This is a genomic window from Enterococcus sp. MSG3290, assembly GCF_050555565.1.
Taxonomy (GTDB): domain Bacteria; phylum Bacillota; class Bacilli; order Lactobacillales; family Enterococcaceae; genus Enterococcus_B; species Enterococcus_B faecium.
In genome coordinates this window covers 735,020-755,418 of the sequence record NZ_CP187862.1, presented here as the reverse complement: position 1 = coordinate 755,418, position 20,399 = coordinate 735,020, and the positions used below count along the sequence as shown (strand labels likewise).

The 20,399-nt window shown below is 38.9% G+C and carries 21 protein-coding genes and 1 other annotated feature; of the genes, 6 read left to right on the top strand and 15 right to left on the bottom strand.

The features are described 5' to 3' along the window. Positions 1-171 precede the first annotated feature (171 nt). Positions 172-792 (bottom strand): DNA-directed RNA polymerase subunit delta, encoded by a 621-nt coding sequence (gene rpoE / locus IGL31_RS03475; RefSeq protein ID WP_002292825.1) that lies wholly within the window; start codon positions 790-792, stop codon positions 172-174. Positions 793-867: 75 nt separating this feature from the next. Then, positions 868-1,305 carry a DUF1934 domain-containing protein gene (locus IGL31_RS03470; RefSeq protein WP_002295125.1) on the bottom strand — a complete coding sequence of 146 codons (438 nt, stop codon included), beginning with the start codon at positions 1,303-1,305 and terminating at the stop codon, positions 868-870. Between the two features lie 162 nt (positions 1,306-1,467). Between IGL31_RS03470 and IGL31_RS03465 the strand changes: the two genes are divergently transcribed. Genes IGL31_RS03465 through yidA form a run of 3 tightly spaced genes read left to right on the top strand, consistent with a single transcriptional unit; the run spans position 1,468 to position 4,477 of the window. Then, complete coding sequence (locus tag IGL31_RS03465) at positions 1,468-2,298, top strand: lipoate--protein ligase family protein (protein ID WP_086299819.1); 831 nt, start codon at positions 1,468-1,470, stop codon at positions 2,296-2,298. Then, on the top strand, positions 2,282-3,649 hold the full coding sequence (locus IGL31_RS03460; protein WP_002295121.1) for an HD domain-containing protein: 1,368 nt from the start codon (positions 2,282-2,284) through the stop codon (positions 3,647-3,649). Before IGL31_RS03465 ends, IGL31_RS03460 begins: the two co-directional genes overlap by 17 nt. An 18-nt stretch (positions 3,650-3,667) precedes the next feature. Next, positions 3,668-4,477 (top strand): sugar-phosphatase, encoded by an 810-nt coding sequence (yidA, locus tag IGL31_RS03455; protein ID WP_002295119.1) that lies wholly within the window; start codon positions 3,668-3,670, stop codon positions 4,475-4,477. 42 nt (positions 4,478-4,519) lie between these two features. On the opposite strand, the gene IGL31_RS03450 is transcribed toward yidA, so the two are convergent. Beyond that, positions 4,520-4,963, bottom strand: coding sequence for an NUDIX domain-containing protein (locus tag IGL31_RS03450; protein ID WP_002295117.1), 444 nt, complete (start codon positions 4,961-4,963; stop codon positions 4,520-4,522). Positions 4,964-5,096: 133 nt separating this feature from the next. Between IGL31_RS03450 and gloA the strand changes: the two genes are divergently transcribed. Further along, a complete protein-coding gene (gene gloA / locus IGL31_RS03445) occupies positions 5,097-5,468 on the top strand; it encodes a lactoylglutathione lyase (protein WP_002295115.1) in 372 nt (123 codons plus the stop codon). Positions 5,469-5,636: 168 nt separating this feature from the next. Here the strand turns inward: gloA and IGL31_RS03440 are convergent, their stop codons facing one another. Then, positions 5,637-6,419, bottom strand: a complete 783-nt coding sequence (locus IGL31_RS03440) for a PhzF family phenazine biosynthesis protein (protein WP_086299820.1) — start codon at positions 6,417-6,419, stop codon at positions 5,637-5,639. After that, complete coding sequence (locus IGL31_RS03435; protein WP_002334119.1) at positions 6,416-7,387, bottom strand: ornithine cyclodeaminase family protein; 972 nt, start codon at positions 7,385-7,387, stop codon at positions 6,416-6,418. The genes IGL31_RS03440 and IGL31_RS03435 overlap by 4 nt, the downstream gene beginning before the upstream one ends. Positions 7,388-7,478: 91 nt before the next feature. On the opposite strand from IGL31_RS03435, the gene IGL31_RS03430 reads away from it, so the two are divergent. After that, positions 7,479-8,873, top strand: coding sequence for a PLP-dependent aminotransferase family protein (locus tag IGL31_RS03430; RefSeq protein WP_002325072.1), 1,395 nt, complete (start codon positions 7,479-7,481; stop codon positions 8,871-8,873). A gap of 191 nt (positions 8,874-9,064) precedes the next feature. On the opposite strand, the gene IGL31_RS03425 is transcribed toward IGL31_RS03430, so the two are convergent. From IGL31_RS03425 to IGL31_RS03380, 10 genes are read right to left on the bottom strand one after another with little or no spacing between them, the layout of a single operon-like run. Next, positions 9,065-10,420 carry a TrkH family potassium uptake protein gene (locus IGL31_RS03425; protein ID WP_002295106.1) on the bottom strand — a complete coding sequence of 452 codons (1,356 nt, stop codon included), beginning with the start codon at positions 10,418-10,420 and terminating at the stop codon, positions 9,065-9,067. A gap of 29 nt (positions 10,421-10,449) precedes the next feature. Beyond that, positions 10,450-11,085, bottom strand: a complete 636-nt coding sequence (locus tag IGL31_RS03420; protein WP_002295103.1) for a V-type ATP synthase subunit D — start codon at positions 11,083-11,085, stop codon at positions 10,450-10,452. A gap of 6 nt (positions 11,086-11,091) precedes the next feature. Beyond that, positions 11,092-12,468 (bottom strand): V-type ATP synthase subunit B, encoded by a 1,377-nt coding sequence (locus IGL31_RS03415; protein WP_002292842.1) that lies wholly within the window; start codon positions 12,466-12,468, stop codon positions 11,092-11,094. After that, positions 12,461-14,242, bottom strand: a complete 1,782-nt coding sequence (locus IGL31_RS03410) for a V-type ATP synthase subunit A (RefSeq protein WP_086299821.1) — start codon at positions 14,240-14,242, stop codon at positions 12,461-12,463. The genes IGL31_RS03415 and IGL31_RS03410 overlap by 8 nt, the downstream gene beginning before the upstream one ends. 21 nt (positions 14,243-14,263) lie before the next feature. Next, the gene (locus IGL31_RS03405; RefSeq protein WP_002292844.1) at positions 14,264-14,575 is read right to left on the bottom strand and encodes a V-type ATP synthase subunit F; all 312 of its coding nucleotides are present in this window, start codon (positions 14,573-14,575) and stop codon (positions 14,264-14,266) included. Then, on the bottom strand, positions 14,565-15,551 hold the full coding sequence (locus IGL31_RS03400; RefSeq protein WP_002295099.1) for a V-type ATPase subunit: 987 nt from the start codon (positions 15,549-15,551) through the stop codon (positions 14,565-14,567). Before IGL31_RS03400 ends, IGL31_RS03405 begins: the two co-directional genes overlap by 11 nt. A gap of 14 nt (positions 15,552-15,565) precedes the next feature. Further along, positions 15,566-16,150 (bottom strand): ATPase V, encoded by a 585-nt coding sequence (locus tag IGL31_RS03395; RefSeq protein ID WP_058128366.1) that lies wholly within the window; start codon positions 16,148-16,150, stop codon positions 15,566-15,568. A 20-nt stretch (positions 16,151-16,170) separates the two neighbouring features. Then, entirely contained in the window at positions 16,171-16,641 is a 471-nt protein-coding gene (locus tag IGL31_RS03390) for a V-type ATP synthase subunit K (protein ID WP_002292848.1), read from the bottom strand. A gap of 18 nt (positions 16,642-16,659) precedes the next feature. Then, positions 16,660-18,663 carry a V-type ATP synthase subunit I gene (locus tag IGL31_RS03385; RefSeq protein WP_086299822.1) on the bottom strand — a complete coding sequence of 668 codons (2,004 nt, stop codon included), beginning with the start codon at positions 18,661-18,663 and terminating at the stop codon, positions 16,660-16,662. Beyond that, positions 18,650-18,982 (bottom strand): hypothetical protein, encoded by a 333-nt coding sequence (locus tag IGL31_RS03380; RefSeq protein WP_002349065.1) that lies wholly within the window; start codon positions 18,980-18,982, stop codon positions 18,650-18,652. Before IGL31_RS03380 ends, IGL31_RS03385 begins: the two co-directional genes overlap by 14 nt. Positions 18,983-19,081: 99 nt before the next feature. Then, positions 19,082-19,129 (bottom strand) — a sequence feature (sodium ion sensor (DUF1646 type); this cis-regulatory element may regulate processes involved in with the transportation of sodium ions). A gap of 189 nt (positions 19,130-19,318) precedes the next feature. Here IGL31_RS03380 and IGL31_RS03375 point away from each other — a divergent pair. Continuing rightward, positions 19,319-20,038: a gamma-glutamyl-gamma-aminobutyrate hydrolase family protein gene (locus IGL31_RS03375; RefSeq protein ID WP_002300438.1), complete on the top strand. Its 720-nt coding sequence runs from the start codon at positions 19,319-19,321 to the stop codon at positions 20,036-20,038. Positions 20,039-20,399: the final 361 nt, after the last annotated feature.

The following is a 20,399-nucleotide window of genomic DNA, read 5'->3' as shown; positions in this document are numbered from 1 at the left end:
CTCACTTAATATGACGTACAAGGTGCGCTAAAAGTTTCAATTTTTTTATTTTTTATGTATTTACTTGGGATTTTTATATACAAAAAAGAAGGTGTGACAAAAATCGTGTCACACCTCCTTATTCTGATAGGCTGATCGTCTCTGTCACAACCTCTCGTAAGAAAATAATGTTTATTCTTTTTCAGAGTCAGAAAATTCTTCCTCTTCATAATCTTCATCATCATCGTCTTCGTCTATGATACTTAAATCTTCTTCGATATTTCCTGGCAAGTCTTCTTCATCATCTGTCGGGTCATCTGCTCCGATTTCTTGCAAGTCAGAATTATAAGCAGCGATTTCTTCATCTTCATCATCATCGTCATCAAACAGATCATCGTCATCTTCTTCTGTCAGATCTGTATCTTCTGGGTCATCGTCATTGTAATCGATCGCGTCTTCATCATCATTGATAAAGGCGTTGACTTTCTTGCGTTTACGGCGACGTGGAGTATCTTCATCCTCTTCGTCCATTCCATGGTTTACTTCTTCATCGATCGAATCGATAGCATACCATGAACGCAAGCCCCAACGATTATCCCCTAATGAGATAAAGCTGCCGTCAATATTCAAGTCAGTATAAAATTGTGCGAGTGAATCACGAATTTCACTGTCTGATTTCCCAAGATAGTTTTGGATCTGGTTAGCTAAATCAGAAAAATCCATGACATCGCCACGTTGTTCTAAGATCGCGTGTGCTACTTCGATCATTGATAATTCGCTTTTGTTTGCACCTTCAAATACACTAATTTCCAATCAGGACACGTCCTTTCACAGTCTACTCCTTATCATACAAAATCAGACACAAAAAATCAAACTTTTCTTTTATATTTACGCTGTAAAATCCAAGGTCAAATAATATTCGCCGATTTTTTCCGGTCCCATGAACAGATCATAATCGATTCGAACCTTCCCTGCTGTGGGACGGTCTTTCAAACTAACATGCAGTTCTTTCGTAAAAGTAGCAATCTGGATCATACCGTATGGTGTTCGATAGGATGTTTCTAACCGTTCTTTATAGCCAAATTTCAAACGCATCCGCATTTCTCCTGCACGGATCAGCTGTACATGACCATCTGGAACTAATTTGATCGTTACAGGAATCTCATCGCCCGTCTCCTCCTGAATCTCTTTATAACGTATGTACAGCGTATCGCCAATTGTCACCATTTGCCCTTTCAAATCAAAATAAAAATCTTGCACTTCCCCTTGCTGTTTTACTTTTGTACGCAATTTGATTGAAATCGGTGTTCCTTGTGATAATTCCATTATTCATTCTCCTTTACTTCTCATAGCTACATTGTTCCTAGTTTCTTTTGTTTTGTCAACCAACTTGTCCATTTTTACAGAAAACCTTTTTTCCAAAAAAACTCCTTGATTTTAGAGTATAATATTGTAGAAAATATGAATTTATACAAAGGAGCCGGTTGAATGAACCCTGCGATTCGACTAGATCAGCACATTTATCAAAAAAACGACTTTTCCCCTTTTGCATTAACAGATATATTAACGGAATATTCTAAAGAACACCAGCAAATCTTTTTACATTTCTGGCAATATGACTGCACAGTCATCTTAGGTATGAAGGATGTTCGAACTCCTTTTCTAAGTGACGGGATCCAAACACTGAAAGATGCAGGTTACGCTCCAGTGATCAGAAATTCAGGTGGATTAGGGATCGTATCAGATGAAGGAATTTTGAACATTTCTTTGATTTTCCCCCAAAGTGACACAAAAAAAATAACCATAGATGACGCTTACGAGCAAATGCTCCTATTGACTAAATACGCTTTTCCAAAGGCACCGATCCAAGCATTCGAAATCGCCCATTCTTATTGTCCTGGAACTTATGATTTAAGCATCCATGGCAAAAAATTTGCCGGTATCGCTCAGCGTCGGATCAAAAATGGGATTTCTGTTATGATGTACTTAAGTGTCAACGGTAATCAGGAAAAACGCGGGCAAGTCATGAAGCAATTTTATCAATCTGCTTTAAAAGAAGACTTTGGTACAAATGGCTATCCTGCAGTGGATCCTGCTACAATGGCAACACTTGAAGAACTGCTTGACCAACCCCTTTTTGTAAAAGAAGTCAAAGAAGCATTTGCAAAAGCTTTTGAAAAGCTGTATTCTGCAAGTGATTTACATGATTCTACCGACTGGCTAAAAAAAGAAATCCAGCTGGAGCAATGGAACAACCAAATCCAGAGAATGGAACAACGTAATAACATAAAGGAGCTACATTATGACAACCCCTTATAAATATCAAATGCTGCCTATGGAAAAAGTTTTTCGTGATCCAGTCCATAACTATATCCATGTCCAGCATCAAGTAATCTTAGATTTGATCAATTCGAAAGAAGTCCAACGTCTACGACGCATTAAACAATTAGGCACTTCTTCTTTCACTTTTCACGGAGCAGAACATAGCCGTTTTACCCATTCATTAGGCGTTTATGAGATTTCAAGACGAATCTGCGATATCTTTTCTCGAAATTTTTCAAAAGAAAAAATAGGCAACGGAGGCTGGGATGATCAAGAACGGCTGGTGACTTTATGTGCGGCACTGTTGCATGATGTCGGTCATGGTCCTTACTCTCATACATTTGAACATATCTTCCATACGAATCATGAAGCCATCACTGTAGAGATCATCACTTCTCCAGAAACAGAAGTGTATCAGATTCTTAACCGAGTAGAAGAAGGTTTTCCTGAAAAGGTAGCTAGTGTGATCCAAAAAACTTACCCCAACCCACAAGTTGTCCAAATGATTTCTAGTCAGATCGATGCAGATCGAATGGACTATTTGCTTCGGGATGCTTATTTCACTGGAACAGAATATGGAACATTTGATCTTACCCGAATATTACGTGTGATTCGTCCTTATGAAGGCGGGATCGCTTTTTCCATGAGTGGCATGCATGCAGTGGAAGATTATATCGTTAGCCGATATCAAATGTATGTGCAAGTGTACTTCCATCCTGTTTCCCGTGGTATGGAAGTGATTTTGGAGCATCTGCTTCATCGCGCACACGAGTTGTATCAAGAAGATGCCAGCAGTTTTGAACTCCATTCTCAATTACTTCTGCCATTTCTTGACGGAAGCTTTACTTTAGAAGAATACCTCAAACTTGATGATGGGGTCTTGGGCACTTACTTTACTCAATGGTCTGAATCTGCTGATCCTATTTTAAATGATTTAGCTAAACGTTTTTTGAATCGTAAACCACTGAAATCTGCTACTTTTTCTGGCAACCGGGATTCAAAATTAGTCCAAGAACTCACTTTGTTAGTAGAAAAGGTCGGATATAATCCTGTTTATTACACTGCTGTGAATTCTAGCTACGATCTACCTTATGATTTTTATCGCCCAGAACAAGGCAGACATCGCACACAAATCGAGATTTTGCGAAATGACGGAACTTTGATAGAATTATCACAGGTTAGTCAGCTTGTTGCTGCATTAGCGGGACAAGAACAAGGAGATGAGCGATTTTTCTTTCCAAAAGAAATGGTTGATCCGTCCTTGCGTGATCATTATGATTTATTTGACGAAACTTATCAAGAATTTGCCAGCCATATCCGTAATGGCGCATTGATTGAAATAAATTAAAATATATTGGAGGAAATTATGTCTATCAAACTAGTCGCTATCGACATCGATGGTACTTTATTAAATGAGAAAAGAGAAGTAACAAAAGAAGTAAAAGAAGCGATTGCCGCTGCTGTTGCAAAAGGTGTTTCGATCGTTTTATGCACTGGCCGTCCCTTACCAGGTGTCCAGGAACAGTTAAACGAGTTGAACCTTTTTCAAGATAATGATTACGTTATTACTTATAACGGGGCACTCGTACAACAAACGAAATCAGGTAAAATCATCGCCCGTCACGGACTGACTCATGAAGATTTCCTAGAGATCGAAGTGATGGCACGCCGTGTCGGCAGTCATCTCCATTCGATCGATGACAAAGCGATCTACACGCCTAATCGAGATATCAGCGCTTATACGATTCACGAAGCAAGTTTAGTCAAGATGCCGCTAAAATATCGAACACCTGAAGAAATGACACCAGACATGAACATCGTCAAAATGATGATGATCGACGAACCAGAAATTTTAGATGCAGCAATTGCGCGTTTACCGCAAACTTTCCGTGATAAATACACAACGGTCAAAAGTGCACCCTATTACTTCGAAGTACTAAATAAAGAAGCAAGTAAAGGTGCGGCAGTTGCGAATCTCGCACAGCACCTTGGTATTGATCAAGATGAAATCATGGCTATCGGAGATAACGAGAACGACTTATCCATGATTGAATATGCTGGTCTAGGAGTAGCAATGGGAAATGCCGTTTCTCTTGTCAAAGAAGCAGCAAATGTCATCACTTCATCAAACGACGAGCACGGTGTAGCTGAAGCAATCAAAAAATATGTACTGTAATAAATAAAAAAACTGAGAGAAAGCTGATCTACTCGCTTTCTTTCAGTTTTTATTTTTTTCGATCCATCTCTCGACTGCCCATCGGTGGCTACCACGTTTCAATTTCACAAGCGCTTCTTGAGGGCTCACCCACCAAATTTTATTGGTCTTTTCAGTTGGTTCTCCTATGCGCTTCCAAGAATCAGCAACAAAGAAATATCCTGGATTATAATAATAAGTTGCACGATAATTCGAGTAAAAATACTCATCAGCTTCTCCCAGATAAGAAGAAATTTCTGCCACAATTCCCATTTCTTCTATCAGCTCACGGACAATCGCTTCTTCTTTCGTCTCTTCTCCTTCAATTTCCCCGCCAGGAAGAAAAAAAGCACCATTTGGAGCCTCGATCACTGCAATCTGCTGATCTCTTTCTATGACAATATATGCTGCATAACGGGTTTGATAATCAGCAAATTGCTTTTTTTCACCAAAAATTGGTTTATCCATGAATAGTTTCCACCTTAACAGTTTTATTTTCTATCCATTTTACATGAGAAATTTCTCATGAACAAGCACAAATCAACTATTTCCTTACATCTTTTTGTTATGATTGAGTAAAAGGAAAAGGAGAGATGAATCTATGAAAATGGCTCACACATGTGTTCGAGTGAAAGATCTTGAAGCATCAATCGAATTTTATCAAAAGGCATTTGGTTTTGAAGAAAGCCGCCGCCGTGATTTTCCAGAAAACAAATTTACACTTGTTTATTTGACACTTCCTGGGGATGACTATGAATTAGAGTTGACTTACAACTATGATCATGGTGCGTATGATCTAGGAGACGGCTATGGTCATATCGCTATTGCAGCTGATGATCTAGAAAAATTACACGAGCAACATAAAGCTGCTGGTCTTGAGATTACTGACTTAAAAGGATTACCTGGCACTGCGCCTTCTTACTACTTTGTCATTGACCCTGATGGTTATAAAATCGAAGTCATCCGAGGATAGTTAGTATGGGGCATTTTACTCTTGATTGAATAAAAAACAAACACCAATAATTAAAATGAGACGCAAACTTTTCATTAAATTGAAAAAGTTTGCGTCTTTTTTTAACAACCATTGTAGCTATAAGGCTGCCACTCTCCACCAATTTATTTTTAATTCATTTGAAAGAAATCAAATAAACGAGGTACCTTTAGAAAACAAAACTGCTTTTCCTCCTATTATCACACGATCTTCTTTTAATTCACATTCTAGATCCCCGCCCCTTGATGACATTTGATAAGCTGACAATTTTGTTTTATTCATTCTTTCTGCCCAATAAGGAATAAGATTAGAATGTGCTGATCCACATACTGGATCTTCATTGATTGTTAATTTTGGAAAGAAGGTTCTAGAAACAAAGTCTTTTTGCACACTTTCTGCTGTCACGATGACTCCTATTCCTAATTCAAAATTTTTGATAGCTGTAAAATCTGGCTGCAATTTAGCCACCGTTTTTTCATCTTCTAATACGAAAAATAAATCACGTGCTAAGTAGGCTTCTTTAATCTTAGTCCCAATCGCTTCTTCATATTCAGTCAATATCGGCACTTTTTTCGGCATAATACTAGGAAAATCCATGTAATAATAATCTTTAATTCTTGTCACAAATAGATTACCGCTTTGAGTAGAAAATTTAATCGTTTCATCAGGTATTTTGTAATAGTTAAATAAAACAAATGCTGTTGCTAATGTCGCGTGACCACAAAGATCGATTTCTCGATCTGGCGTAAACCATCTAAGCTCAAATTCTTGGTTTTTCTTCACTGTAAATGCTGTTTCAGATAAATTGTTTTCAATGGCAATTTTTTGCATCGTACCTTCTGGCAGCCATTCTTCTAGCACATAAACCGCTGCTGGATTTCCTTTGAACACCTCATCTGCAAATGCATCAACTACGTAATAATCTAAGTTCATTTTAAAGCCCCTTTCTCTAATTTGTTATAAATATATTCTGCACAACAAAGATCTTCAATAGCTAGACCAACTGCGTCGAAAATCGTCGGCCTCGATTCTCCTTTATAAAATGTTTTTTTCTCAGAAACTAATTCGCCTAATGTACCAACAATACAAGATTCCTCTAAATCTCCTTCTGCCATGGCTATAAGCAGGTCCCCGCTTTCTGTTAAGGCAGCTGAGTAATCATCTACATAGATTTGAGAAGTTTCCATCAACGATGTACTTATCTCTCTTGTATCAGGAGTAAATGTGCCCACAGCATTGATATGTGCGTCTTCCCTTACCCACTCTTTTTGAAGAAATGCCTCTTTACTAGAGGTCAACGTACAAATGATTTCCGCTGGACGTACTGCATCTTCTACTGATATTGCATTTATAAACGTTATTTTAGGATACTGTTTTTTAGCTTTAGCGATAAAAGTATTTCGTCTTTCTTCTAAAATATCGTAAACAAACACTGTAGTGATGGGACGAATGGTAGAAATCGCAGTCAAATGCGACAATGCTTGTTGACCAGCTCCAATTAAAGCAAGTGTTTCTGCATGCGGATTTGCTAAGTAATCTGTTGCCAGCGCAGATACAGCAGCTGTTCGAATCCAGGTGACTGCATTTGCGTTTATCAATGCTTTGGGTAGTCCGTTTTGAGCATCAAACAAGAAAATCTCTCCTAAATGAGAAGGTAAATGATACTGATGATTATCCGGAAAAGCGGTAATGACTTTTGTTCCAAAATATCTGTTCTCCCCCAAATAAGCAGGCATCATCGCAAACATATTTTTGTCTTTTCCGTCAGGTAAAATTTCCACCAATCGAGGATTTTGGCTGATTTTACCACTTTCATAATCAAAAAAACATTTTTTCATTACTTGAATCGCTTCTTCAAAACTAAAAGAAGCTACTACTTCCTCAAAATTAATAATTTTCATAGACAATTCCCTCCTCACAAAAGATTAACTTCTAAAATCAATACAATCAATGGTAAAATTGTATGGTATACAATTTTAAGGAGTGGAGAAAATGCCTATTAATTCTTATGACAATTACCCGTTAACTTGGCGACCAGACAAACAAAAATTGAAGCGTCCTTATTATCGATCGTTGATTCAACAATTAGAACAAGATATTTTAAAGAATAAATTACAGAAAAACACTCAGTTACCCTCCCAAAGAGAGCTAGCTGATTATTTAGATTTAAATTTTACTACCGTTGGCAAGGCTTATAAATATGGAATTGAGAAAGGTTTGCTGTATACGAATATTGGAAGTGGCACATTTATTTCTCCCAATGTCTTTGAGTCCATCACCATCTCTACCAATGAAGTAACCGAACATATCATTGATTTTGGTCTGGTTAGTTCTTTTGAAGAATGTAATAAATTCGTTGTCCCGTTTATTCAATCAACTAGTAATAACCCAAATCTTGTTGGTTTGCTTAATTACCAAGATCCCAAAGGCACAAATTTTCAATTGACTACTGCAGCAAATTGGTTAAAAACTCAAGGAGTCATTCCGTCCTTAGAATCTCTATCTATTGTTTCCGGTGTTCAAAATGGATTGGCTATCACACTTTCTGCACTTTTCTCTCCAGGTGATAGAATAGCAACAGACCGATATACATACGCTAATTTCATTGAATTGGCTCAGTTATATCATTTAGAGATCGTTCCAATTGATTTTGACGAGCAAGGAATGCGACCTGATATATTGATTCAGGAATGTAGAAAAAAGAAGATTCATGGTGTCTTTCTTATGCCTTCTTGTAATAATCCTATAGGGTTTCAAATCTCTCACAAAAGACGAGAGCAATTAGCCGAAGTGATTGAAAAAGAAGGTCTATGGGTTATTGAAGATGATATCCATTCATTTTTAACAACTTACTATCAACATACGATCATTCCTCCTTTCCAAAAATTATTACCTAACCAAACAATCTACTTAGCTGGAATGACAAAATTTATTTGTTCTGGATTGCGAGTTGCTTATCTTGTAGTTCCAGTACATGTCCAAAGCAAGATAGAACAAGCAATTTTTAATATAAATGTGAAAACTTCTGGATTAGATGTGGAAGTCATCACTCAAATCCTCCATTCAAATGAAGCAAATAGGATCTTAGAAACTAAATTAAGTCTTACGAAAAGAGCCAATCAGCTTTTTGATTCTCTTTTCAAAGTAGAAAAACCAACGAATCGTGTCCCTTACTATCGAATTCTTCCAGTTGATCCTGAGATTGACCCTAAGATAATTGAGAATGACTTTCTTGCTAACGGTATACGACTTTATCATTCCAGACGCTTTACTACACGTGCGCAACCAGATGCATTCGTTCGAATTTCCCTATCCTCTAATAACCTTGAAATTTTAGCTTCTGGACTAAGTATCGTAAAAGAAAAAATAAAAAAATATGAATTATAACCTATTGATAAATAAAGGAATCAAATCTTATTGATTCCTTTCAATAAAAAAGAGGCACTACCCGAGGTTCAACAACGGGTAGTGCCTCAAAAAATAAACGAACATTTTGCACTTAAAGTATCCAAGAAGCAAGAAAAATTATTTTATTTTCTTATTTTACTAAATCACTAGGTTTCTGTCAGAAGATGAAATTATCCAATCATGACACTTTCTTCTGGATATTTGTATTTTGATTGTGTTCTTTGTGCTTTTGTCATCAGAGAGAAGACCACAGTCAATACACCAACTCGTCCAATGTACATAAGCGCTATAATGATCAATTTCCCTATTGCAGTCAAGTCTGGCGTCAATCCCATCGTAAGACCTACTGTACCAAACGCAGAGAAGACCTCAAAAGCAATATATTCGATGCCAGAAGTTTTAGGTATCGTTTCAGTCACCGATAAAATCATGATGGCGACTACACACAACGTCAACGTAACAAAAAATAAAGTAAGTGCCCGCAACACTGCGCCTTGTCGGATGGTACGGCCAAATGCTTCCGCTCTCGTACGTCCTTTCAACATCGAACGCATCTGGATCAGCAACACACCTAACGTAGTTGTTTTCAATCCGCCGGCCGTCGACCCAGATGTTCCGCCGATGTACATCAAAAACATCGTTAAAATCAGACCTGCATGGCTCATATGGAGGTAATCAACTGAATAATATCCAGCCGTTCTAGGTGTCACACTCATAAAAAAGGTGTTTGCCAATCGTTGAAACATATTCCCTTCCACTAGCGTTGCCCCATTGCGCTCTGTGAAAAAGAACACAACGAATCCGCCTAATAAAAGGGTACCTGTAACGGTTAATGCGATTTTTGAATGAATCGTCATCTTCTTTTTCTGATGATATTCCAGTAAATCACGCCATACGATGAAGCCTAACCCACCAGAAATGATCAAAGCAGATACCACCATGATCAAATAAACATTTTGCTGGTGATTGGCTAAACTGTCTCCTAACAAATCAAACCCTGCATTACAAAAACTAGAGATTGCATGGAACAAACTGTACCAGATACCTTTCAACCAGCCAAATTCAGGCACAAATACAAAAGATAAAGCAACCGTACCAATCAATTGGATCACAAAGGCCAATTTCAGGATGTAAAGCATGAGCTTCATCACACCTGATACTTCTTCTAGATTCAGCGCTTCTTTTAATATAATACGTGTGCTGAGACTGACTTTCTTCTTTATCAATGCAAAGCATAGAATCGGAACCATCATAAAACCAAGACCGCCGATCTCAATCAAAAGCATGATCAAAAATTGACCAGCACTGTTCCAATGCTCTGCTGTATTCAATGTTGTCAATCCCGTTACACAGACAGCAGAAGTTGCAGTGAAAAGTGCATCGATAAAATTTGTCCCATGCCCACTATTACTAAAAAATGGTAGGGTAAGTAGGCCGCCGCCAACTAAAATCAGGAGAAAAAATCCTAATGCGAGAAGCTGAACAGCCGGCAAGCGTTTCTTTATTTGTTTGCTTTGTTTAATCATCGTTTTCCTCTTTTAAAAAAGGATACCACTTAGTCAGTGGTACCCATATTTTTTACTTTGATCAACCTTGTTACTTCTGCGCGCTCGTTTTCTTCCAGCTTCATACGAATATAATAGATCGTTTCTTCTAATTGAGGGATCGTCATATATTCTAATGCATTGACTCGCCGACGTGTCTTTTCGATTTCACTCGCCATCAGTTGACAAGTTTTTTCGATTTCTGTCAGTTCCAAAAGTTTTGGAAGCAGGGTAGTAAACCGATCGATTGACCGATCCAGTTCGGCACTGGAATTCAAATACCCGTATTCCAAAGGTGTGTCTGTCAGCTGTTCATCATATTCAAAATTCATCACAGGTACTTTTACACTCATGATATTTTTGTCTACGATAGACAAATCAACGTTTTCCGCCGGCAAAACAAATAATTCTTCGATGAAAGGTTCCGTGATCGAAGCATTTGCCAATACAAAATCAGACATTGCTTCTGTCATAGACTCTTCCATTTCTTGACGCAGCTGGTTGTTCTTTCGAATCAACAGGATGAATTGACGCATCAGTTCATCTTGCTTATCTTTTAATAATTTATGCCCTCTTGTGGCAGTTGTCAACTGTTTTTTCAATCGAGTCAATTCCATGCGGGTCGGATTCACATTCAATCGTGCCATCAGAACTCACTTCCCTTCTGGCAGATATTTGTCCAGCATGTCGTCTTTGATTCGTTTTAATTCGGTTCTTGGCAACATCGATAGCAGTTCCCACCCTAGATCAAGTGTTTCAGTAATCGAACGGTTCGTGTAGAATCCTTGATTGACATATTCTTTTTCAAACCGCTCAGCAAACTTCGCATAGATCTTGTCTACATCAGATAAAGCAGATTCACCTAAAACTACGGCTAATTCTTTTGCCTGTTTTCCTTGTGCATAGGCTGCAAAAAGCTGATTCATCGTAGCTGCATGGTCTTCTCTTGTCTTTCCGGGTCCAGTTCCCTTATCTTTTAACCGCGAAAGAGACGGGAGTACATCAATTGGTGGCTGAATCCCACTCTTGTAAAGCTCTCTAGTCAAGATGATCTGTCCTTCTGTAATATAACCAGTCAAGTCAGGGATTGGATGAGTTTTATCGTCTTCTGGCATTGTTAGAATCGGAATTTGAGTAACCGATCCTTTTAGTCCGCGGATTCTTCCTGCTCGTTCGAATAAAGTAGCTAAGTTCGTGTAAAGATACCCAGGATATCCTCTTCTTCCTGGAACTTCTCGCCGTGCTGCAGAAATCTCTCGCAATGCCTCTGCATAGTTGGTCATGTCTGTCATGATAACCAAAACATGCATTCCCTTTTCATAAGCAAGATATTCTGCAGCAGTCAAAGCCATACGAGGAGTAGCGATACGTTCGATTGCAGGGTCGTTTGCTAAATTCATAAACATGACAGAACGGTCGATTGCGCCCGTTTGACGAAAATCTTCCATGAAAAATTCAGCTTCTTCAAAAGTGATTCCAATAGCAGCAAAGACTACGGCGAAATCATCTGATGAATCGAGTACCGTTGCTTGTCGCGCGATCTGAGCAGCTAATTCTTTATGAGGAAGACCAGAACCAGAAAATACTGGTAATTTTTGCCCACGAACTAATGTATTCAAATGATCGATTGCAGAGATACCTGTTTGGATAAACTCATCTGGATAATCCCGAGCTACTGGATTGATTACTTCTCCGTTAATATCCAAATGCTTTTCAGGCAGGATCTCTGGTCCGTTATCTTTCGGTCGTCCCAAACCATCGAATACTCGACCGATCATGTCTTCCGATACACCTAGTTCTAAAGGATGGCCTAAAAATCGTACAGAAGAGTCACGTAAATTGATACCACTTGTTCCTTCGAATATTTGGACCATTGCTTTATCTTCTTGGACTTCCAATACTTGTCCACGACGAATCTCGCCATTTTGCATACGGACTTCGATTAATTCTTCATATTTGACACCAGCAACTTTTTCAACCGCCATCAATGGACCGACGACTTCACCGATCGTACGATATTCTTTAATCATTGCTCATGCCTCCTTCTGAAACGATCGTTTGCATCGTTTGCTTGATTTCACCAATAATTTGATCTAGTTTTTCTAATTCTGTTTCCGGGATATATTTGCTTCGTCCGATCCTTTCACGAATCGATACGGTACCGTCCATGATCTCACTTAAATAAGCACCTAACGACAACGCACGGCGTCCTTCTTCACCAAAGGTCAAGATCATCTTCAACATTTTGAACTGTTTCTCTCTTGAAGTGAATGTATCGACATCATCAAAAGCATTTTGCTGCAAATAATCTTCACGAATGGATTTTGCCACTTCTAATGTCAGACGGTCATTATCTGAAAGGGAATCAATCCCTACCAAACGCACGATTTCATTCAGCTGCTGTTCTTCTTGCAAAATACGCATGCCCTCGGTGACCATGGATGCCCAGTCAGCTTGAAGGATATGATCCATATACTTCCCTACTTCTGTTGAATAAAGAGAATAGCTTTGTATCCAATCGATCGAAGGAAAATGTCTTTTTTGGGCTAAACTGGAATCAAGACCCCAGAATACTTTTACAACCCGCAATGTATTTTGTGTGACTGGTTCCGAAATATCCCCTCCAGACGGCGATACAGCACTGATTGCGGTTATACTTCCTTCGCGACCTTCTGATCCTAATGCAATGACTCTTCCAGATCGTTCATAGTATTCCGCAAGCCGTGAACCAAGATAAGCTGGATAACCTTCATCACCAGGCATTTCTTCCAAACGTCCGCTCATCTCACGAAGTGCTTCTGCCCATCGTGAAGTGGAGTCTGCCATGATAGCAACGTCATAACCCATGTCACGGAAATATTCCGCAATTGTGATTCCCGTATAGATAGAAGCTTCTCGAGCTGCTACTGGCATGTTTGATGTATTAGCAATCAATACCGTACGTTCCATCAACGATTCTCCTGTATTAGGGTCAATCAATTCAGGGAATTCATTTAAAACATCCGTCATCTCATTTCCACGCTCGCCACATCCCACATAGACAACCATGTCCACATCGGCCCATTTTGCAATTTGATGCTGAACGACTGTTTTCCCTGCACCAAAAGGACCAGGTACAGCTGCTGCTCCTCCTTTTGTCACTGGGAAGAATGTATCAATCACTCGCTGTCCAGTGATCATGGGTGCATCCGGGTTTAATTTTTCTTTGATTGGCCGACTACGTCTTACTGGCCATTTTTGAAGCATCGTCAAATTTTTGTCACCATTTTCGGTTTCAATGACACATACTGTTTCATCAATAGTGAATGAACCTTTTTCGATTGTTTTGATCGTACCTTTTATCCCATTTGGCACCATGATTTTATGTTTGATAACTTTTGTTTCTTCTACGATCCCGATAACATCTCCGGCACTCACCGTTTCTCCGGTTTCTACTGTTGCTTCGAACCACCATTTTTTCTCATGGTCCAATGCGGGCAATTGAACTCCGCGCCCTAAGAAATTACTTTGTGTGATTTCCATAAAGGTATCTAATGGCCGTTGGATTCCGTCAAACATTTGTGAAATGATCCCTGGTCCTAATTCAACAGATAAAGCTTCACCAGTAGAGCGAACCGGTTCGCCTGGACCAATTCCAGAAGTCTCTTCATATACTTGAATAGACGCCACATCGCCACGCATCTCGATAATTTCTCCGATAACTCCTAGATCTCCCACTAGACACATGTCTTGGATACTGGCATCAGACATGTTCTCAGCCATTACAAGAGGTCCGGAGACTTTTATGATTTTTCCAATTTGCAAAATTTCTATCTCCTTTTCATACTATAAGATATTTTGACCTACTGCTTTTTCTACGTTTTTTTGAATTTCTTCCAGCCCTATCCCTAATGATCCTTGATGATTGGGAATCAATACGATAGCAGGTATCATTTGTTCCTTGTAACGTTCGATCGTTTCTGGGCTCAATGCTGCACATTGCTCTGTGACATAAATCACGCCATACTCATTCTTTGCCATTTCTTCAATTGCCTGACGAACGGTTTGCTTGGTTGTACCATAACGAACATCAAAGCCAAACAATTTGAATGGCAAAACAGAATCTTTGTCGCCAACTACACCAATCTTATGCGTCATAGACTTGTCTCACCCGCTTTCTGATTGTTTCTGATTCGAAATGGCTTCTTTTGCCGATAACCAGTAAACGAAGGTTTTTGCTTTCTACCTCTTTTGCGTTCAAAAAGGCTAGTAGTGGCAGTGGTCCGAAAGCCTGGGTTTGTGCTTCTTGATACAATGAACTTAGATAATCATCTTTCAACTGTTCAAGCTTTACGAGATCAATATTTCCCTCACGGATGACAGGGCGCAGAAAATCAGCATAATCTGTCTCTAATAGAAAATTCGTGTAATCTTCCATATCTTTATCTACAAAGTTCAAAAATACTTCTTTTTCGATACTTCCCGAGCTGGAAAGTACCGTCGTCATGAACCCATATGTTCTTTTCTGCAATATTCCTCGAGCCATCGTTGTGATATTGGTCAAGTCAATAAAAGCAATGACTTCTGTCAGCAATTCTTGATATCCTAGCTTATCGGCAAGCCGTCGCTGCTCTGTCAAAAACTGTCGATCATAAATCACGTCAATTCCCTGAAGAATGGTAGACTCTTCAAAATAATCACGTACTTCTCGTATACTGTCCATAATGCTTTCAGGAAGTTCATTTGAAACTTGCGTATGAATGGCATCCTTCAAGGTTTCTAATGAATAAAATCCATCGTCGATATACAAATGGTCCAGATTTTGATTTGTCATCTCAGCTTTTGTCAAAACCTTCAGATTATGGAAAGTATAACGCATCGTATAGATCCAAACGATTTCAGGCTCCGGTGCTGATTCCTTTAACCAGCGAAATAGACGGCTCTGCTCCTTTAAAAGATTCTGTTCGAAGTCATATTCATATCCGTCATAAATATATGGACTGTAAATCGTGGATTTCAATATTTCACCAAGTGCTTCGACAGAATTTGTTTGAATCATCCGTTCAAATGTCTCATTGGACAAAAGTTCAAGCTCTCTTCCGCGAATCAAGGGATTTAGTTCGTGGTATTCCATACACTGATCCCTCCTTATTCGAATAATTGATTGGCAATCTCAAAACTCATCGTTCCTTGGATATCTTGTACAAGGCTGCTGAAAAGAAAATTATACTGAACTCCTTGATCGTTTATCAGAAAACCCGCTTGATCAGCAACAGTTTCATCACTTAAAATCATCATAAAGGGAAGTTCATTGTTCCATTCATCCAACAACGTCTGAGAAAGATAGGCTGCTGATTTTTCTCCAGCAATGAATGCTACTTTTCCTGTCAAAGGTAATGAATACAATGCATTTTTGATAAACTGGATTTGTTCAGATTCATCCCAATTTTCCATTTCAGTTACCGCATCTGCAAACAATCGTCTTAAAAATTCCTGCTTCGCATTCAAATTTTCTTGTCGTACTTCTACTTGCTGGCGATTCCTTAGCTGACGGTATTTTTTTTCGAGTAATTCGATTTGTTTTTCTTTTTGTTTTTGATGTTCTGTTTCAACTTGCGTACGTTTTTGTTCAAAGTTTTGATCGATCTTCATTCGCTCTTCTTGTTCTAACGCCGCTCTTTCCTGCTCTGCTGCTTCGTTCATCTGAGAGATGATTTTTTCAATGGCGTTCATCTGCTTTTCCTCCTTTATGCTTAGGCATTCAACACTAATAGGAAGGAAATAACGAAACCTAAAATCGCGTATGTTTCAACCATCGCAGCAAAAATGATTCCTTTTGTAGCATGTTCAGGTTTTTTCGCTAAAATTTGAATACCTGCCGCTGCGACTTTTCCTTGGGCAATACCTGAAAACAAGCCTGTAAAAGCAATCGGCAGAGAAGCACCTAGAAAGTTCAGTCCTTGTACAACTGACATGTCATTTCCTAAGTTGATAAAAATCAAAAAGGCAATAACAAATCCATACAAACCTTGCGTACCTGGAAGCAATTGCAGAATCAGAGCCTGCCCGAATTTTTCGGGTTGACTTGTTGTCAATGCTGCTGCTGCCTCACCTGTCATTCCAACACCTTTAGCTGAACCGATCCCTGAAAAAATCGTCGCTGTTGCCATCGCTAATACCGCAAATACCATTCCACCATTTTGACTAATTAAGTAATCCATCATTGTATAAAAATCCTCCAATTATTTATTGTTTTTTTTCTTGTGATTGATGTTGACGTATTTTTCCGCCGTTTTCAGCGGATCAAAGGCACGTCCGCCTCCTGTATAAAACTTCCCAAAAAATTCGACATACTGCAATCGTGCGCCATGGACATAGGCACTTAGCAGTGTCAAAAACATATTCAGTGCGTGTAAAGCGATGATCAAAAGGATCCCTACACTGAATCGAGCAGCTGGCGGCATGAAAGCAACTAGCATATTGAATGCCGCTCCAATACTTCCGCCTGAAATACCCAATGCCATCAAACGTGTATAACTGACTAAATCACCGATATAGCCGGTCAGTCCGTAAAGATTATACGCACCTTTGGCAGCACCTTTGACTTTAGACGGCGTTTGGATAATCGGAACGATCAAGATACATAAGGCAGCAATGATCGATAGCCCAGCGCCAAGGTAAACAAATGCTGTATTTTTTATCAACATGGCACCAACCAACGCAATAACGATCCCAATTAGGATCCCTTGCCAGGCAAATCCATCACTGACAGCACTCAAGTAATCTTTTCTCCTGATATTTTCCTTTGCTGCCACAAATAATCCAACCAAAATCTGTATCAGACCGAAAATCACGGATAAAATCAAAATCGTATTGACGTCATCCGTCGTAGATAGGATTGGGAAAGGCAAGCGGATGCCAAACAGTTCTTTTGGTAATGCCTGTCCGAAAAATGAACTGTAGATCAATCCCCAGATGATCGATGGTATCGAGAGAATCTCAAAGAATTTTACGAAACGTTTCATCCCACGTGGTAGAACAAGTAGTTTTTGAGCTAGTATTGTCCCAATGAGCATCAGCAATCCGTAACCAACATCTGCGACCATCATCCCGAAGAAGACAAGATAAAATGGTGTCATCCAAGGTGTTGGATCTACTTCTTCATATTTTGGCAGACTGTACATTTCAGTCAGCAATTCAAAAGGTTCGACAAGCGGATGGTTTTTCAATTTAGTAGGGACTTCCTGCTGAATCTCTTCTGAGTTTGGTGTTTCGAAACTGACGTATATATCTTCTTCTGATACGGTTTCGTTTAACACATGCAGCAAATTCTGTTTTTCTTCTGCATCTACCCAACCTTGCAAAACGATCAGATAAGTCGCATGGATAAACCGTTCTTTTATTTTTTCTCGTTCTGCAACGGCAAGTGTGACTTCTTCTACCCATTCAAATTCTTGGATATAGCCACTGCACTGACCTAACGCTGTCGTTATCTTCTTTTGCTGCTCGTGAACAATGGATAATTGCTGCTTGGTCTCTTGCAGTTTTTCTTTAGGATTTTGTTCATAAGGATACGTTTCTTTATTGAACCCGTATTTCCCAGCAATTTCTTCTATAACAGCAACTGATTTTTTTAAAGCAACATACGAAAGATAAACTTGTTTTGGCGTATAATCTATTTCTTCCATATAAACGTCATCAAGCTTACTCAGTTCTTCCTTGAAACTTTCAAAATTTGCTGCACTCACAGTCCCCATCTCAAAAATGGTCGTCTTACTTGCATACATACTTGGAGCAATATCCAGCTGTTGCCAATGAAGAAGCCATTCTTCCTCTTCTTCTAAACGATCACGTTTTTCAGTTAGCTGTTCCCACTTTTCTTTTAAATCAAGGACTTCTTTCAATTTATTCATGAAATTTTCTTCGGAATAATTGGCTTCCAAATCTTGTAAGGAAAGTTCTTGACGTTTCAAATGGAGTTTCTTTTGACGGCTATCGCCGTGGTGTTGTATGAATTGGATAGCTTCTTGGATGTCTTTCAACCGATTACCTAAAGCGCTTAATTTTGCTTCTTTATCAATAATCGTGGTATCTGGAAAATACTTCTCTACCCACTGGTTGTTTGTTCTATTTTGATACAGATCCCGGATTTCAACGTTTTGGATTCCTTGTACTGCTTGTAAAATCCTCTCCTGATTTCTTTTATCTGAAATGAGGGTCACTTTTTCCATCTTAGTGACGGCCATAAGTTTCTTTCACCCTTTCAATGATCGCACCGATCGCTTGACTCTGATGCTTTTGATATTGATCTTTCAAAGTTGCTTGCACCTTGTCTGCTTCTGCTTTCAATTTCATTTTTTCTTTTTCTAATTCTTGTATTTCGAATTGTTCTTTTTCTTCCACCAACTGTTTTAGTTGTTGTCGATAGTTTGTTTGGATCGTTTCCAATTCCTGCTCTTTTTCTGTTGCATAGATCTTCAGCTGCTGCCGCAGTGTTTGAGCACGCTTTTCATTTTCTTCTTCTGCTTTTCGGATTTGTTCCAAAGCTTCTAACACTTGCTTCACTTCCTTTCGATTTAAAAAAGAGGTACATGCTTTCTTTTTTCATTGAAAGTATGTACCTCTAAAGATAACTTAGTATAGGCAGGCCCCTTCAATAAAATGTCCTTCTCACCCCTTGAAGAACTAGATCCTTGAAGCTTACGCCCAACCTTTTTATTTCTGCTTACTTTTTATTATAACAAATTAAGCAATATTTTCAACTATCGTCATGAATTTCACACGAAATTTCTCTTTACAGATAGTAACACAGCAAGAACAGATAAGTATAGGGGCAAGTCTTACATAGTTTAATTTTTTTTAAATCCTTGTTACAATAAGTCTACTTTAGGGGGAATACAAATGAAACCAATCATCGGCATTGCCGGAAATCAACTGATTCGAGCAACAGATACTTTCCAAGGAAATCAAGTGAGCTATACACCGCAAGGATTCGTGGATGCAGTTTTAGATGCTCAAGGATTGCCTCTTATTCTGCCAGTCATGTCTCCAGATTCAGCTCCTCAACTGATTGGACAAATCGACAAACTTATTCTTGCAGGTGGTCAAGATGTCAGTCCACAACTTTACATGGAAGATCCTCATCCAAAGCTAACGGAAACAAATATTCAACGAGACCAATTTGAACAGGCACTGATCTTGGAAGCATTGAAACAAAGAAAACCAATTTTTGCAGTCTGCCGGGGACTCCAACTATTGAATGTCGTTTTGGAAGGTACACTTTATCAAGATCTTTCATTATATCCAAAGTGGTCAGTAAAACATGAACAACAGCCCACTGCCCCGCAATTTACGACTCACGAAGTCAAGATTGTTTCAGACAGTTTGTTAAGCAACCTTCTCCCCGATCCATATTTTGTGAATTCTTACCATCATCAGGCAGTCAAAGATCTTTCACCTTTATTAAAAGCCATCGCTTTTTCTAACGATGGACTCGTTGAAGCGGTTCAAAGCAAAGATGATATGCATAAAATCCTCGGTGTTCAATGGCATCCGGAACTTACCCACCGTGTACATCCATCTGAACAGCGCTTATTCGATTTCTTTGTGAATGAATTTTAATAGACTTTCTGAGGGGGTTGTGAAAAAGCTGTTTAGTTTCGAGTATTAAGAAAAATTTTGTGAAAATGGCTTTTCACATTTTTGCATAAATTTGGCTTAATACCGAGAAACTGGCTTTTGAACACCGTTTAAGGAAGAGGTTGTGAAATCAGTGCCTTGACCTGAGTATTAGAGAAACAAAACGGAAAAATAGTTTCTCATATTTTACCGTTTTTTGAGCTAATATCGAGGGTCAGCTGATTGAACACCGTTTATACCAAGAGGTCGTGAGCCTGCCGTTCAACTCTGAGTCACAAGGAGCAATTTCAAAAAACAGCTTTTCATGTTTGTTGAATAGTGTGACTTGTGACCGAGGAGTTGG

Bases quoted from the DNA above. Each gene is read 5' to 3' on its own strand.
- IGL31_RS03470 (WP_002295125.1), bottom strand. From the start codon at position 1,305: ATGGAATTATCACAAGGAACACCGATTTCAATCAAATTGCGTACAAAA.
- IGL31_RS03465 (WP_086299819.1), top strand. From the start codon at position 1,468: ATGAACCCTGCGATTCGACTAGATCAGCACATTTATCAAAAAAACGAC.
- IGL31_RS03460 (WP_002295121.1), top strand. From the start codon at position 2,282: ATGACAACCCCTTATAAATATCAAATGCTGCCTATGGAAAAAGTTTTT.
- yidA (WP_002295119.1), top strand. From the start codon at position 3,668: ATGTCTATCAAACTAGTCGCTATCGACATCGATGGTACTTTATTAAAT.
- IGL31_RS03450 (WP_002295117.1), bottom strand. From the start codon at position 4,963: ATGGATAAACCAATTTTTGGTGAAAAAAAGCAATTTGCTGATTATCAA.
- gloA (WP_002295115.1), top strand. From the start codon at position 5,097: ATGAAAATGGCTCACACATGTGTTCGAGTGAAAGATCTTGAAGCATCA.
- IGL31_RS03440 (WP_086299820.1), bottom strand. From the start codon at position 6,419: ATGAACTTAGATTATTACGTAGTTGATGCATTTGCAGATGAGGTGTTC.
- IGL31_RS03435 (WP_002334119.1), bottom strand. From the start codon at position 7,387: ATGAAAATTATTAATTTTGAGGAAGTAGTAGCTTCTTTTAGTTTTGAA.
- IGL31_RS03430 (WP_002325072.1), top strand. From the start codon at position 7,479: ATGCCTATTAATTCTTATGACAATTACCCGTTAACTTGGCGACCAGAC.
- IGL31_RS03425 (WP_002295106.1), bottom strand. From the start codon at position 10,420: ATGATTAAACAAAGCAAACAAATAAAGAAACGCTTGCCGGCTGTTCAG.
- IGL31_RS03420 (WP_002295103.1), bottom strand. From the start codon at position 11,085: ATGGCACGATTGAATGTGAATCCGACCCGCATGGAATTGACTCGATTG.
- IGL31_RS03415 (WP_002292842.1), bottom strand. From the start codon at position 12,468: ATGATTAAAGAATATCGTACGATCGGTGAAGTCGTCGGTCCATTGATG.
- IGL31_RS03405 (WP_002292844.1), bottom strand. From the start codon at position 14,575: ATGACGCATAAGATTGGTGTAGTTGGCGACAAAGATTCTGTTTTGCCA.
- IGL31_RS03400 (WP_002295099.1), bottom strand. From the start codon at position 15,551: ATGGAATACCACGAACTAAATCCCTTGATTCGCGGAAGAGAGCTTGAA.
- IGL31_RS03395 (WP_058128366.1), bottom strand. From the start codon at position 16,150: ATGAACGCCATTGAAAAAATCATCTCTCAGATGAACGAAGCAGCAGAG.
- IGL31_RS03390 (WP_002292848.1), bottom strand. From the start codon at position 16,641: ATGATGGATTACTTAATTAGTCAAAATGGTGGAATGGTATTTGCGGTA.
- IGL31_RS03385 (WP_086299822.1), bottom strand. From the start codon at position 18,663: ATGGCCGTCACTAAGATGGAAAAAGTGACCCTCATTTCAGATAAAAGA.
- IGL31_RS03375 (WP_002300438.1), top strand. From the start codon at position 19,319: ATGAAACCAATCATCGGCATTGCCGGAAATCAACTGATTCGAGCAACA.